General features: G+C 62.8%; 12 protein-coding genes and 1 pseudogene. 6 read left to right on the top strand and 7 right to left on the bottom strand.

Annotation, left to right across the window (positions count from 1 at the left end):
* Positions 1-31 precede the first annotated feature (31 nt).
* The 3 genes from mltG to gmk all read left to right on the top strand — a co-directional run bounded on the left by mltG (position 32) and on the right by gmk (position 2,970).
* On the top strand, positions 32-1,252 hold the full coding sequence (gene mltG / locus NKJ12_RS23440; RefSeq protein ID WP_352705352.1) for an endolytic transglycosylase MltG: 1,221 nt from the start codon (positions 32-34) through the stop codon (positions 1,250-1,252).
* 137 nt (positions 1,253-1,389) lie between these two features.
* Complete coding sequence (locus NKJ12_RS23435) at positions 1,390-2,280, top strand: YicC/YloC family endoribonuclease (protein ID WP_023677702.1); 891 nt, start codon at positions 1,390-1,392, stop codon at positions 2,278-2,280.
* A 33-nt stretch (positions 2,281-2,313) separates the two neighbouring features.
* The gene (gene gmk / locus NKJ12_RS23430; RefSeq protein ID WP_254820312.1) at positions 2,314-2,970 is read left to right on the top strand and encodes a guanylate kinase; all 657 of its coding nucleotides are present in this window, start codon (positions 2,314-2,316) and stop codon (positions 2,968-2,970) included.
* On the opposite strand, the pseudogene NKJ12_RS23425 reads toward gmk, so the two are convergent.
* The 7 genes and pseudogenes from NKJ12_RS23425 to lptF all read right to left on the bottom strand — a co-directional run bounded on the left by NKJ12_RS23425 (position 2,971) and on the right by lptF (position 11,017).
* A pseudogene (locus tag NKJ12_RS23425) lies at positions 2,971-3,257 on the bottom strand (DUF1330 domain-containing protein).
* Between the two features lie 75 nt (positions 3,258-3,332).
* Positions 3,333-4,163, bottom strand: coding sequence for a 16S rRNA (adenine(1518)-N(6)/adenine(1519)-N(6))-dimethyltransferase RsmA (rsmA, locus tag NKJ12_RS23420; RefSeq protein WP_352705350.1), 831 nt, complete (start codon positions 4,161-4,163; stop codon positions 3,333-3,335).
* Positions 4,164-4,246: 83 nt separating this feature from the next.
* Positions 4,247-5,266 carry a 4-hydroxythreonine-4-phosphate dehydrogenase PdxA gene (pdxA, locus tag NKJ12_RS23415; protein ID WP_352689588.1) on the bottom strand — a complete coding sequence of 340 codons (1,020 nt, stop codon included), beginning with the start codon at positions 5,264-5,266 and terminating at the stop codon, positions 4,247-4,249.
* A gap of 13 nt (positions 5,267-5,279) precedes the next feature.
* Complete coding sequence (locus NKJ12_RS23410; RefSeq protein WP_352705349.1) at positions 5,280-6,206, bottom strand: peptidylprolyl isomerase; 927 nt, start codon at positions 6,204-6,206, stop codon at positions 5,280-5,282.
* Positions 6,207-6,315: 109 nt separating this feature from the next.
* Positions 6,316-8,733, bottom strand: a complete 2,418-nt coding sequence (locus NKJ12_RS23405) for an LPS-assembly protein LptD (RefSeq protein WP_352705347.1) — start codon at positions 8,731-8,733, stop codon at positions 6,316-6,318.
* Positions 8,733-9,818: an LPS export ABC transporter permease LptG gene (lptG, locus tag NKJ12_RS23400; RefSeq protein WP_352705433.1), complete on the bottom strand. Its 1,086-nt coding sequence runs from the start codon at positions 9,816-9,818 to the stop codon at positions 8,733-8,735. The genes NKJ12_RS23405 and lptG overlap by 1 nt, the downstream gene beginning before the upstream one ends.
* Positions 9,815-11,017 (bottom strand): LPS export ABC transporter permease LptF, encoded by a 1,203-nt coding sequence (gene lptF / locus NKJ12_RS23395; protein ID WP_254820306.1) that lies wholly within the window; start codon positions 11,015-11,017, stop codon positions 9,815-9,817. Before lptF ends, lptG begins: the two co-directional genes overlap by 4 nt.
* Before the next feature lie 354 nt (positions 11,018-11,371).
* Between lptF and NKJ12_RS23390 the strand changes: the two genes are divergently transcribed.
* From NKJ12_RS23390 to NKJ12_RS23380, 3 genes are all read left to right on the top strand, one after another.
* Positions 11,372-12,538, top strand: a complete 1,167-nt coding sequence (locus NKJ12_RS23390) for a flavin-containing monooxygenase (RefSeq protein WP_352705345.1) — start codon at positions 11,372-11,374, stop codon at positions 12,536-12,538.
* Positions 12,539-12,611: 73 nt separating this feature from the next.
* Positions 12,612-12,995: a VOC family protein gene (locus tag NKJ12_RS23385; protein WP_352705343.1), complete on the top strand. Its 384-nt coding sequence runs from the start codon at positions 12,612-12,614 to the stop codon at positions 12,993-12,995.
* A gap of 80 nt (positions 12,996-13,075) precedes the next feature.
* On the top strand, positions 13,076-14,572 hold the full coding sequence (locus tag NKJ12_RS23380) for a leucyl aminopeptidase (protein ID WP_352705341.1): 1,497 nt from the start codon (positions 13,076-13,078) through the stop codon (positions 14,570-14,572).
* The last annotated feature ends 19 nt before the right edge of the window (positions 14,573-14,591 follow it).

Genomic DNA, 14,591 nt, shown 5'->3' with positions numbered 1-14,591 from the left:
GATTCGTCGCAAGATCAGATGGTAGGGCGCTATGAACACAAATCTGGCCGATAACGGGGAATTTGGGCAACGGCCAGCAACGTCCGGCCCGATCGTGCCGAAAACGGCCAGCGAGGCGTTGCGGCCCGAGGCCGGCACGCCGCCGCCGAAGCGCTCGCGTGCCTCGCGCAGCCAGTTCGTCGTGTTCATGAACTTCGTCATCTCTTCGGTGATGCTGATGGTTCTGGCGGCGGGCGTTGCGCTGTATTTCGGCAAGCAGGAGTTCAACGAGCCCGGCCCGTCGGCCAATGGGGACACCTTCCTGGTCAAGCCGAATAGCGGCGTCCAGGAGATCGCCGACCAGCTTGAGCGGCGAGGACTGATCAGCGACGCCCGCATTTTCCGCCTTGGGGTGCGCGCCTTCGGCAATGATTCCGCCCTGAAGGCCGGCGAATACGAGATCAAGCCGCAGGCGTCGATGCACGACATCATGGAACTCCTGAAGAGCGGCAAGTCGGTGATGTATTCGCTGACTATCCCCGAGGGGCTGACGGTCGAGCAGGCGCTGCAACGGATCGCCGAGCAGGACGCGCTGACCGGCGATATGCCGTCGACCACCCCACCTGAGGGCAGCCTCGCCACCGACACGCTGCGCTTCACCCGCGGCGCAACACGCCAGCAGATGGTTGACAAGCTTCTGGCCGACCAGAAGAAGCTGGTCGACGAGGTCTGGCAGCGCCGAGCGCCGGATCTGCCGATCGCCAATGTTGAGGATTTTGTCACCCTGGCCTCGATCGTCGAGAAGGAGACCGGCAAGGGCGATGAACGCTCGCGCGTAGCCGCCGTCTTCCTCAATCGGCTGGCCAAGGGTATGCGGCTGCAGTCGGACCCGACCATCATCTACGGCCTGTTCGGCGGCAAGGGCAAACCCATCGACCGCCCGATCTATCAGTCGGACATCCAGAAGCCGACACCCTACAACACCTATCTGATCAACGGTTTGCCGCCGACGCCGATCGCCAATCCCGGCCGTGCGGCGCTGGAGGCCGTCGCCAATCCGTCGAAGACCAGCGATCTCTACTTCGTCGCCGACGGCAGCGGCGGCCACGTCTTTGCCTCGACGCTCGATGAGCATAACGAGAATGTCGCTCGCTACCGGGCACTGCTGAAAAAGCAGGCGCAGGACGCCGGCAAGGCCGGGGCAACCAATACCGGAGCCGACACGCCGGCGGGAGCCATCGTTGACGATGCGGGCGCCACCGCCGCCCAGTAGGGCCGGACGCCATCAGGTTGGCCCTGTGCATGTCCGGGTGGATGTGCAAGGGCTGCTATGGCATTGAAATTCACATGATCCTGCCCGGAGAAAATCGCTCCGGCTTGAGGGCATTCGGCAAAGGGACGCACCGCTACATGAACTTGCAGAGCATGACCGGTTTTGCGCGCAGTGTCGCCGAACACGACGGCACTTCGATTGCCTGGGAAGCCAAGTCCGTCAACGGCAAAAGCGTCGAGGTCAGGTTGCGGCTGCCGCAAGGTTTCGACCGGCTGGAGCCGGCCGTCCGGCAGACGGTGCAAAAGCGTTTTGCGCGCGGCAATTTCCAGATGACGCTGACCATTGGCCGCGCCGCCGGCGCGCAAGCGCAACCCGTGGTCAACGAGGCTTTCCTGAAGGATCTGGCGGGCTTGGCCAAGCGGCTGCAGGAGCAGTTCGGAGTAGCCCCTGCGGCGGCCGACGGCCTGCTTGCGCTGCGCGGCGTCCTCGACATTCCCGAAACCATCGAAACCGAAGAGGCGCGCAGTGCGCTCGATACCGCAATACTGTCGGCGCTGGAAGCAGCACTGAACGGGCTGCAGCAGGCGCGCCAGGGCGAAGGTGCCGCACTTCGTTCCCTGCTGTCCGGCCATATCGATGCCATCGAGGCGCTGACGCTGCGGGCCGAGGCCGATCCATCACGCGAGCCGGCCACGATCCGCGAAAGGCTCGCCGAGCAGATCCGGCTGTTGATGGACGCGTCCGCCAATCTGGACGCCAGCCGGCTGCATATGGAAGCGGCGTTTCTGGCCACCAAGGCCGACATACGCGAGGAAATCGACCGGCTGAAGACGCACGTGGCGTCGGGGCGGGCGCTGCTCGCCGGCGGTGGCGCCATCGGCCGCAAGCTCGATTTCCTGGCACAGGAATTCAACCGCGAATCGAATACGCTGTGTTCCAAGTCGAATGCTGCCGCAGTCACCGCCATCGGGCTGGAGCTGAAGGCGGTCGTCGACCAGTTTCGCGAACAGGTCCAGAATCTGGAATGATCCCGATGCCAAGCCACATGACTGCCAAGCCCCATGACCGCTAGGGATTTGGGTTCCCGCATTCGGCGCCGCGGGCTGATGCTGGTCTTGTCGTCGCCGTCAGGCGCCGGCAAGTCGACGATTGCGCGCAATCTGCTGGAGAGCGATTCCAGCCTCGAATTGTCGGTCTCGGTCACCACGCGGCCACGCCGCGGCAGCGAGATCGAGGGCGTCCATTACCACTTCCGCACCATGCGCGAGTTCGAGCGGCTACGCGATTCCGATGCGCTGCTCGAATGGGCGGAGGTGCACGGCAATTGCTACGCGACGCCGCGCGAGCCGGCCGAACAGGCGCTGGCCGAAGGCCGCGACATGCTGTTCGACATCGACTGGCAAGGCGCTCAGCAGCTCAAGGAGAAGATGCGCGCCGACATCGTCTCGATCTTCATCCTGCCGCCATCGATGAAGGAATTGAAGGCGCGGCTGAAGCGTCGCGCCGAGGACCAGGAAGCGGTGATCGAGACGCGGCTCAAGAACGCCCGCAACGAGATCGAGCACTGGAAGGAGTATGATTTCGTCATCGTCAACGACGATCTCGACCGCGCTTTCGCCGAGGTGCGCGGCATCGTCACGGCCGAACGGCTCAGACGCGATCGCCGGCCGGGCCTGTTCGATTTCGTCTCGGGGCTGCTCGATGAGAAGACGGATTGATCAAGGCGTTGTCCCCGCGACCAGGATCAGATTGCGGCTGAGCGCGGCGTCGCGCAGTTCCAATGCCGCGGCATATTCGGCGGAGCGGTACCAACGCCGCGCCGTGTCCATGTCGGGGAATTCCACGATGATCCGGGAGACCAGTCGCCTTCCAACATTTCCACCTCGCCGCCGCGTACCAGATAGCGCCCGCCATGCTGGGCGATGGAGGCAGCCGCACGGGCGCGATAGGCTTCGATAGCCTCTGTGTCACGGATCGTGACGTCGGAAATGACATAGGCGGCCACTGTTTGTCTCCGGGCAGGGTTTGTCCGGCTATCTATGCCATGAGAGCGGAAATTCCACGCGGACGCTTCCCGGCATCACACCGCGTTGGTCAGGCGAACGAATTCCTCGACGCTGAGCGTCTCCGCACGCCTGGTCGGATCGATGCCGGCGCGGATGAGCAGTGCCTCGCCGCCGAGGCTTTTCACGCTCTGCCGCAGCATTTTCCGGCGCTGGCCGAACGCCGCTTCGGTGACGCGGCTAAGCCGTTTGACCTCTGCCAGCAAGGGGCTGGCGCGCGGCACTAGATGCACCACCGAGGACGTCACCTTGGGTGGCGGCGTGAACGCCTGGGGCGGCACGTCGAAGACGATCCTCGCCTCCGTCCGCCAGCCTGCAAGCACGCCGAGCCGGCCATAGGCCTCGCTGCCGGGGCTGGCTGCAATGCGTTCGGCGACCTCGCGCTGGAACATCAGCGTCATCGACGCGTAGAAAGGCGGCCACTCGGTCACGGTCAGCCAGCGGATCAGCAATTCGGTGCCGATATTATAAGGCAGGTTGGCAACGATTTTCATCGACCCGCCGCTTCCTTTGGCAAGCGCTGCAAAATCAGTTTTCAGCGCATCGCCGGCCACGATCTCGAGCCGACCCGGATAGTGGTTCGCGATCTCGGCCAGGGCCGCCAGGCAGCGCTCATCGCGCTCGATCGCGACGACCCGCCGGGCGCCGTTGAGGAGCAGGGCCCGAGTCAGCCCGCCCGGACCGGGACCGACCTCGATAACCGTAACGTCGCTCAGGTCGCCGGCGGTCCGCGCAATCTTGCTTGTCAGGTTAAGGTCGAGCAGAAAATTCTGGCCGAGTGCCTTTTTCGCCTGCAGCCCATAGCGCTCGATCACCTCGCGCAGTGCCGGCAGGCCGTCTATGCTCATCGGGTTGGGCTCATCGGGCTGGGCTCATCGGGCTGGGCTCGTCGGGTTAAGGCCATCGAATTGGGCTCATTGGGCCCAGTGGCCTACGGCCTTTTCCCGGTATCGGCAAGCAGGCGAGCGAGTTTCAGCGCCGCAATCAGGCTGTCGGCACGGGCAATGCCCTTGCCGGCGATGTCGAAGGCGGTGCCGTGGTCGGGCGAGGTGCGGATGAAGGGCAGGCCGAGCGTGACGTTGACTGCCTCGTCAAACGCCAGCGCCTTGGCGGGGATCAGCGCCTGGTCATGATACATGCAGAGCACCACGTCATAGCCGGCGCGGGCGCGAGCGTGAAACAGGGTGTCGGCCGGCAATGGCCCGAAGGCTTCTATTCCTTCCTGCCTCAGCCTGTCGATCGCCGGGCGCACGATCCGCTCGTCTTCGGTGCCTATCGCGCCGCCTTCGCCGGCATGAGGGTTGAGGCCGGCGATGGCGAGCCGCGGCTTGGCAATTCCGAAGCGGTTTGCAAGGTCGGCGGCGGTAATGCGGCCGGTGGCGACGATCAGGTCGGTCGTCAGCGCCTTCGGCACCTCGGCCAGTGCGATGTGAATGGTGACCGGCACGGTGCGCAGGTCCGGACCGGCAAGCAGCATCACCGGCGTCACTTCGGTGCCGGTGTGAAGTGATGCCAGATGCGCCAGATATTCGGTGTGGCCGGGAAAGCGAAAGCCGGCATCGTAGAGCGGCTTCTTGGCAATCGGGCAGGTGACGACCGCGGCAGCGCGGCCGGCCAGGCAGTCGGCAACGGCGCGGTCGATCGCCTCGATGATTCCGGCGGCGTTGGCTGGATCCGGGCGGCCGGGACTGTCGACGAAACGGGCGGAAAGCGCCACCACCGGCAGCGCGCGCGAAAACACACTAGGCGCTAGCGCCGGCGTCGTCTCGGCAATCGCGATATCGGTGCCGAGCCCGTGCGCCCGCGCGGCAATCAGCGCCGGATCGGCAAGGAGATAAAAAAACGGAACGCCGGCGCTGTCGCGGGCCTGCCAAGCGGCGATGGCGATGTCCGGCCCCACACCGGACGGATCGCCGACGCTCAACGCCAGCGGAAGCTCTGTGTCAGGCACGGCGATGCCGACTTCAGCGCTCGATGATGCGGGCTTTCTTCCGCAACTCCTCGACGTATTTCTTTGAGAGCTCGTCGGCGTTCTTGTCGCTCGAGCCCTCGCTCTGGAACACCATCTGCGCGACTTTGTCGTCCGACACTTCGCGCGACGAGCAGATGCCGACGAATTCGACGCCGCGGTCGGTCTCGCGCGTCGCGGTGGCGCCGCCGACCTTGGTGGCCTTGATCTGCTCGGCCCAGTCCGGCGGCAGTTGCGGCGCCAGCACCCGGCCGAGGTCGCGAACGGTGACGTCGATCAGGCCCTTGGCAAATTCGCGCGTGGTGTTGCAGCCGTTGAAGCGGGCGCGCATGGCGTCGGCTTCGCGCTTGCGCTTGGCCAGCGTCGCGCTGCGCTCGGCTGCCGGCACGACGAAGATGACCTGCTGCAGCATGTATTCGGTGGCGCTCGGCTTGCTGCCGCCTTTTTCGAGCATGCGCTTGACGACGTCCTGCTCGCTTATGGCGCCGCCCCCGTCGGCGGAGCGGTAGCGCGCGGACAGCGCCTGGTTCCAGGCCATCTGCGCTCGGATGAATTCCTTGAAGTGCTCCTTGGTGACGCCTGATTGCGCCATCACACCGTCAAGCTGCTTGAGCTGCATCTTGTTGTTCGTGGCGAAACGCTGATAGGCGGCATCGACCTGCGCATCGCTGATGCGGATGCCTAGGCGCCGGGCCTCGGCCGAGCGCAGCGTCTGATCTATCATTTCCTGGCCGGCATCGCCCTTTCTGCGCTGCAGGCGCAGGAAAGCGGCCCGATGCTGGATGTCGCCTGTGGTGATCGGTACGTTGTTGACGACGTATTTGATCTCGGTGGCGAAAGCCGGCGGCGTCACTGCGGCGGTCGAGAACGCCACCAGCAGCGCGAACCCTGCCGAAAAGAGGTATTTCCTCATCGAAAGCATCCCAGTTCCATCCCGATTCGACCCCATCCCAGTTCAGGTCGCCGAAATCCGTGCCTGCTCTATGCGGCGAAACAATGTCGTCCGCCAGCCACCCCGTTGCCGACTGCCGTTATTGGATGGTGTCGATGGAGCGTTGCGACGAGCCGAAATCGCCGAGCGTGCGGAACGACAGGTTGAAGCCGACGTTCTGCGACACTTCCCTGGTGTTAAGGTCACGTCTTTCCGAAAACGTCATCAAATAGGTAAAGCACGAATCACTATAGGCAAAGCCGACGCCGTCCTTGACCAGCACGCTCTGCTCAAGATCATATGTGCCGGTGCCAAAGACGCGCCAGTTCTCGGCAAGATGCGTCGAGGCGCCGAGCGTGACCTCATGGCGATCCGTGGAGAAGCCATAGAGCGGCTGCGCCTGGATGAAGGCGTATTTGGCGCTCAGCGATACCGGCAGGCCTGAAAAGGCGGCCTTTACCTCAGCGCGGCGGATCTCGAAGCTTTGCTCGTCGAAACGGCCGCTGACCGAGCCGGAAAATCCGCTGGGGCTGTTGAAGCCGACAAGGCCGACATAGTCGGAGGTTGCCGTTTCAAGACCCGAATAGGCACCGACGTTGACCAGATCCGGCGTGCCGAACGAGTTCTGGCCGCCGAGCTGGTAGGATTGGCCGAACACTGCATTGGTGCCCCAGCCATTGTCATATGCACCGGAATAGCGGAGCCCGACATTGGCGCGTGTGCCGCCTTCCATGCGGTCATAGCCCGAGAATTTGTCGCGTTCAAACAGCGTCGTGGCGTCGAAGACGAAGCTCTGGGCGTCCTCGTTGGGAACCGCCAGCCCGCCGACATATTGCTCGTTCGGACGCACGAATACTTGCGCCATCGGCTCGAAGACATGGCTGGAACTGGTCATCGAGAACAGCACCGGCCAGCGCATCTCAAGGCCGGCGGTCGCCATGAAGCGGGCAAGCGATGAACGCATATCGTCCTCAACGCCGAGATTGGTCGCCATCTGGTTGATGGCGTCGAGCGAGGCGGAGGAGGCATTGACATAGCCGGCGTCGCCGCGCAGCGCCAGGAGCGGCGTCAGCAGCAGCCCGCCATCGGTGGTGATGGTGCGCTTCCATTCGGCTTCCGCGGTAAGACGGCCAGATTGACCGTCGATGCCACGAACGTTGTTGACGGACGAAGGGACGCCCGAATCTGCAAGAGCCGTATCGAGCCTGTCGCGGTCTATGACCCGCGCGTTGACGTCGAACGAGAGCTGCCCGCCGGCCACCGGCATGTCGGGGATATAGGCGTAGTCGAGCGAGGGCAGCACCCAGGGCTGCTTGGCGGCGCGTGCGGTCGGATCGCTGGCGAGAGTGTCTTCCTGAACGTCGAAGTGCATGGCGCGCACATCGAAGTAATTGCGATCGTTGAGTCCCGTCAGATACACCTCGGAGCGGTGCACGCTGTCGTTGAAGCCATCGATGTCGTAAGTGCGCGCGAAATTCTTGTCGCTCTGCAGCAGGATGTCCCAACCGAAGTCCCAGCGCGGGTTGATAGCGAACTGGCCCTGGGTGCCCATCATGCCGCGGAACCTGTTCGGGTCGCCTTCGGTACCCGAATTGACGTTGTGGCCATTGTCGTCGATGAAGGCGTCGGGATTCTCCTGCCGGATGCCTGCAATCTTCAGGCTGTACTGACCATTGTTGAAGCGCTGCCTCCACTCGGCCTCACCGAGGAAACCTTGCTTGGTATAGCCGCTGCCGGTGACAGTGAGATCGTAGGTCGGCGAGAGCGCGAAATAATAGGGGACTTTAACACCCACGCCGAGGTCGCTCTTGTAGGCGACGCCGGGAATCAGGAAGCCGCTCTTGCGCTTGACCGTTGGGTCGGCGATCTCGAAAGCCGGCAGATAGGCCAGCGGAAAGCCGAAGAACTCGAAGTTCGAGTTTTCGAAGCGAACCGTCTTCTTTTCGCCGTTCCAGATGATCTTCCTAGCCTTGATACGCCAGGTCGGCGCTTTGTCGGGCTTGTCCTCGCACGGCTCGCACGCGGTATAGACGCCATTGTGGAACGTCGTCAGCACGCCGCCCAGGCGTTCCGCGCTTTCGGCGGCGAAGTAGGCCTTGTCTATGGTCTCGACCCGCAGCGCGTTGACGAACCCGTCGGCGAAATCGTCGGTGATGTCGGCATGCTGCGAATAGATTTTGGTGCCGTCGCTATTGACGAGTTCGACATTGCCGCTGGCGACGAGGCGTTTGGTGTTGCGGTTGTATTCGACCCGCTGGGCGACGAGACGGTTGCCGCCATAGTCGATCTGGACGCCGCCGACGGCCGTCACCGTCTGCTTGTCGTTGTCGTAGACCAGCGTATCGGCCGCCAGCAGCATCTGCGTGCCGCTCGGAACCTTCGTTGCCAGCTCACTGACGTCTTGGGCAAAAGCCGAAGCAATCGGGGCGACGCTGGCAAGCAGGCATGCCAAGGCGCTCGCCGCAGAGAGGCGTGCCAAACCGGCGTGCCTATGGCTGCGCAAAACCGCCTCCCTCACTAGCCGTCTTCCTTGTATAGCAGGAATGTCACCCCGAAGAACATAGCCACGACAACCGGGACCCAAGCCGCTACGGCAGTGGGTACGAATCCCGCTACGCCGAATGCCTTGACCAGCACCGAAACGACATAAAGCAGAAAGCCGGCCACGATGCCACCCAGAATCATCGTTGCCGACTGCCCCATCCTCGCAAATCGCATTGATACCGTTGCCGCAATCAGCGTCATCGCGACAAGCAGGAAAGGCAGCGCCACGAGGGAATCGAACTGCATGGCGAAGGCATTTGCCTTGAGGCCGAAGGAGCGGGCCACTTCGATCTTGCCGGGCAGATCGTAGAAGGGAATGGTCTCGGGGCGCGCCAACCGCTCTTGCACGAATTCCGGCTTGAGATTGGTCGGCAGCCGATCGCTGGGCAACGACTGGATGGTGCCGTCCCGGAACACCTTGACGTCCTGCAATTCCCAGTAGCCGTCCCGCAAAAAGGCGCGCGCCGCATCCTTGCGCTCGATGATATCGCCTTGCGGACTGAAGCTGAAGAAGACCGCGTCGGCCATCTCCAGGCCTTGATTGAGAATGGCGCGCGCTCCGATGATGGTATCGCCGGAACTGGTTTTCTGCCTGATCCAGGGTGCGGCATCGGCCGAGACCGTATTCGACTTGCCCGAACGGAGCTGGGTCTCGATCTGCTCGGACCAGGAATAGGCGTGCGCGGCTATCGGATTGATGACGCCAACCGACAAGGCACCAAACAGCAGCGCCCCGATGCAGCATGGCAGCAGGAACTGCCATGCCGAAACCCCGGCGGAACGGGCGATGACCAATTCATATTTGCGATTCAGCGACACCAGGGTTGCCATCGCCGAGAACAGGCCGACGAACGGCACCGTCTGCAGCATGATCATCGGCATCCTGAGCCCGGAAATGGCGAATGCAGTTCCGTAAGTGAAGCCTGGCACGCCGGTCGTGCGGCCGGAAAGCTCGGTGAAATCGATCAGAAACACCAGCGCCAGAAGGCCGATGAAGAACCAAATGGTGATCGTCACATAGCGAAAGAAGAAGTATCGACCCAGAGTCCAGCCCATCAGCCGGCTCCCTGTCCGGAAGCGCCGCGCCCGGCAAAACGGAGCTTGATGGCGCTCCAGCCCTCACTGAAGCGGCCGGCAAGATTGGTCACCCAATCGGCCCAGGCAACCGGCAGTTCCATGGTCCGGTTGGAAACAATGAACCAGATGGCGATCGCCGATGCCACGATCGGGACGCCGTAGACCATATAGGCATATTGCGGCACCTTGTCGGCCTTGCCGGCGGCAAAGAACCCGAGCCAGCGCACGAACAGCGCGATCGCGATTGCCGTAATCAACGGGTGCACACGCGCCTCACGATGCGAGCGTGCATCTCCGGCGACGGCGAGCGCGATCAGCGCGAAGACGAGCGAATAGGACCACTCTGAAAAACGCTGGTCGAGCTCGGCCAGGTACCTGTTCGGCTTTTGCTGGTACATCTTGTCGTTCGGACTGGGATTGAGCAGATACTGGGTCGTCCGGTCCTTCGGCAAAAGCAGGATGTCGGATGATGCCGACATGAAAGCGGACAAATCGAAGGCATAGGAGGTGAACCGGATCACCGAGAGGTCGCCGGTCATGGTTTTGCGATGGATCACCCCGTCATTCATCATCAACACCTTCTCGTCGCCGCGTTCGATGATGCTGCCGGACTTGGCATAATAGACGAGATTGACGCCTTCTTCGCGCGAATCGGCGACGAAGATGCCGCCGAGGCGATTGTCGGGAAGCCGTTCGCCAACCTGCAGGAACAGGCCGTCATCGATCTTGCGGAAGGTGCCTTCCTGGATGATCAACGACAACAGATCGGCACGCGAAGATGCTATCAGCTCGCGGTTCTTCTGGCGCGCGTAGGGGTCGACGCCATTGTCGACCGCGAACGAAAAAACGCTGGCTGCGAGTGCCAGAAGCATGATCGGCCTGACGATTGTCCAGCGTGAAGCGCCGGCGGCATTGATGACGGCGAGCTCCGAATCCGAATTCATCACGCTGAGGATCTGGGCGACCGCGACCACCAGGGCGAACGGTACGACGATCGGAACGATCGTCGGGATGATCAGCGCTGCGACTTCGAAGAAGGTGAGGGCCGACTGACCGCTATCGGTGACAAGGTCGATGCGGGCGAGGACCTGAGTCGTCCAGACGATCGCCAGCGTCCAGACGAGCGCCAGCGCGAATACCGCGAAGGCACGGCGCATGATGTAACGTTCAACGACCTTCATGAAGGCTTTTCTCGGCGATTTCGAACGGCATCATGCCTTGGAACAAGGTAGTCGTCCGGCGCCGGCTGCACAACTGGCTCAGTTTGGCGGTTCGATCCGGGTTCTGTCCCGTATCGTACGTTCCGCTGGGCCGGAGTGTCGGCGGCAATGGATAAGAAAGGGCGAACATTGTTGGTTAACAACAGGTTGCGGCGGGAAGCGGGGCCGTGCCGCGACGAATCGTGGGTGGTTCGATATCGCATATGGGAGCGATTTCGGCCAAAGTCTTGTCAAATGCGGCAAAACGACCAAATGTCGCGCCGGTCGCCACCGCCGCGGCGTGATAAGACGGGTCAGGATCTGTTGAGCCCCAGCATGGAAGCGGAAAAATTGCGCAGTCAAACCGGTCGAGAAACCGTCTTTGACGGCGCGATCGTGGTCGGCGCCGGCGCGGCCGGCCTTGCCGCCGCCCACGCCTTGATGAAGGCCGGCGTACCGACGCTCGTCCTGGAAAAGGAGAGCCGGCTTGCCGAACCCTGGCATCGGCGCCACCAGCGGCTGCACCTCAATACCCATCGCGATCTCTCGACGCTCCCCGGTGTCGGCTATCCCGCAGGCACCCCGGCTTTTCCGCATAAATCGGCCGTCATTCGCCATCTGAATGATTTCAGCCAGACGCATGGTCTGCCGGTCGCGTTCGGCGTTGCCGTTGAAGAGGTCACGTTCGACGGCGATCACTGGACCGTGCGGACGAACGCCGGACGTCGTCTGGCGCGCCATGTCGTCGTCGCCACCGGGCGCGACCGGCAGCCGTTTATTCCCGCGTGGAAAGGCATGAAGGATTTTGCAGGCCGGATTATCCATTCGGCCGATTTTGGCGATGCGAAGGACTACGCCGGCAAAAGGGTGCTGGTGGTCGGTGCCGGCAATTCGGGTTTCGACGCACTCAATCATCTGGCGAATGCAGACGCCCAAAGCATCTGGCTGTCGGCCCGCAACGGCCCCTCTCTGCTGCCGAAACGCATCGGCAAGGTCGCCGTCCACAGGCTTTCACCGTTAATGGCGAGCTTGCCGGTGCGGCTGGCCGATGCGGTGATGGCGACAACCCAGCGCCTGGTTTTCGGCGACCTGACGAAATTTGGGCTTCCGCCGGCGCCCACAGGCGGTGCGAGCCGTCTGAGCGCCGACTACACCGCGATCGCAGCCGACGACGGCGCGGTTCGCGCCATCAAGGCAGGCACGATCGTGGTGGTGCCATCATTGCGGGAATTTACCCAGGACGGCGTCGTGTTGAATGACGGCAGGTTGATCACGCCCGATATCGTCATTGCAGCGACCGGCTATCGCACCGGTCTGGGGCAGATGGTTGGCAAGCTCGGCGTTCTCGACGGCAAGGGCGTTCCGCTTTTCAACGGCGGCGATGCCGATCCGAAATTGCCCGGCCTGTGGTTTACCGGCATGCGGCCGAGCATTCGCGGTTGTTTCGCCAATGCCCGCATTCAGGCCAGGGCGATAGCCGCGCGGATTGTCAAGCAGCGATAGTGAGCAGGACTATGCCGATTGTTCCGCCCGCAATAGACACGCCTTGTTGGAGCGTGCCCGAACCGAAAGGTCAATGATCATGACGCCAGTCAGCATTCGCTACATGGTCGATGATGTCGCCACCTCGATCGATTTCTACTGTGGACAACTGGGCTTTACCGTCGAACAGGACGCGCGACCGGCTTTTGCTTCCGTCACGCGCGGCGCGTTACGGCTCCTTCTGAGCGGACCTGGCAGTTCGGGCGCACGATCTATGCCGGATGGCCGGCAGCCGGTGCCGGGAGGCTGGAACCGCATCCTGTTGGTGGTGCCGGACCTGAAAGAAGAGGTTGCGCGCCTCAAGAGTGCTGGACTTGTCTTTCGCAACGATATCATAACGGGCGTCGGCGGTTCCCAGACCCTGCTCGAAGACCCATCGGGCAATGTCATCGAGCTGTTTCAACCCGCCGCTCACTGACGCAACAACACGGCACCTTTCGGTCCGACCATCGAACGCCTCTCGCGATAATCCAACGCACTTCCCGAAAGCAGGACATCATGAATTCGAGACCCTCGATCGCCTTCGCCAAATTCGCCGCGCCCAAAAAGGGCAGCGTTTTCGTTCTGGCGGCCGACGAGGGCGACCTCAGCGATGCCGCCAGGGCTTGTGATCCGGCAAAGACCCTCGAGCGGGCTTTTCCGGTCGCCGACTTCACCGGCAAATTCGCCAGTCTGGTCGAAGTGCTCGCACCGGAAGGGACATCGCTCGATCGGCTGGTAGCGATCGGTGCCGGCAAGGGCTCCAATCTCGATGATTATGGTTGGCTGAAGCTCGGTGGCACGATTGCCGCGTCCTTTCGCAAGGCAACCGAAGTGGCCGTCGTGCTCGATCTTCCCGGTGCCGCCATCAGCGGCAGGCAAGCCGTTCAGCTTGCAGCAGGCATCCTGCTGCGCAGCTATTCCTTCGACAAGTACAAGACCAAAAAGAACAATGGTGACGACAAGCGCGAGCCAAAAAAGCCGGTCAAGGTGACTATTCACACCGCCGATCCGGCAGCTGCAAAGAAGGCCTTCGCCGATGAAGCGGCGGTGATCGACGGTGTCTTGCTGGCGCGCGATTTGGTCAATGAACCGGCCAATGTTCTGGGACCGGTGGAATTCGCCACCCGCATCGCCGAACTGGAGGCGCTCGGCGTCACGGTCGAGATCCTGGCCGAGAAGGAGATGAAGAAGCTCGGCATGGGTTCGCTGCTGGGCGTAGCACAGGGCTCGCCGCGTGGCGCCCGCATCGCGGTCATGCGGTGGGACGGCGGCAAGGCCAAGGAAAGCCCGGTCGCCTTCGTCGGCAAGGGCGTCACCTTCGACACCGGCGGCAATTCGATCAAGCCGGCCTCGGGCATGGAGGACATGAAGGGGGATATGGGCGGCGCTGCTGCCGTCACCGGGCTGATGCACGCGCTAGCCGCGCGCAAGGCGAAGGTCAATGTCGTCGGCATTGTCGGGCTGGTCGAAAACGCCGTCGACGGCCACGCTCAGCGACCGGGCGACATCGTCACCTCGATGTCGGGCCAGACCATCGAAGTGCTCAATACCGACGCCGAGGGCCGCCTGGTGCTGGCCGATGCGCTGTGGTATTGCAACGACCGCTTCCAGCCGAAATTCATGATCAATCTGGCGACGCTGACCGGCGCCATCATGGTCGCGCTCGGCCAGCATTATGCCGGCCTGTTTTCCAACAATGACGAGTTGGCGGACCGGCTGACGGCGGCCGGACAGGCGACGCAGGAGCGGGTGTGGCGCATGCCGCTCGGTGCCGAATACGACAAGCTGATCGATTCCAAGAATGCCGACATGAAGAACATCGGCGGCCGCCACGGCGGCGCCATCATCGCCGCGCAGTTCCTGCAGCGTTTCGTCAAGGACACGCCCTGGGCGCATCTCGACATTGCCGGCACCGCTATGGGCGCGCCCTCCAACGAGATCAACCAGTCATGGGCTTCCGGCTTCGGCGTCAGGCTGCTCGACCGGCTGCTGCGCGATCATTACGAGCAATGAGCGGCTGGGGCGGGATTCC

Source organism: Mesorhizobium sp. M0195 (assembly GCF_040322115.1).
Lineage (GTDB): Bacteria > Pseudomonadota > Alphaproteobacteria > Rhizobiales > Rhizobiaceae > Mesorhizobium.
The sequence above is the reverse complement of the archived record's forward strand: the minus strand, read 5'-3'. Positions and strand labels throughout refer to the sequence as shown.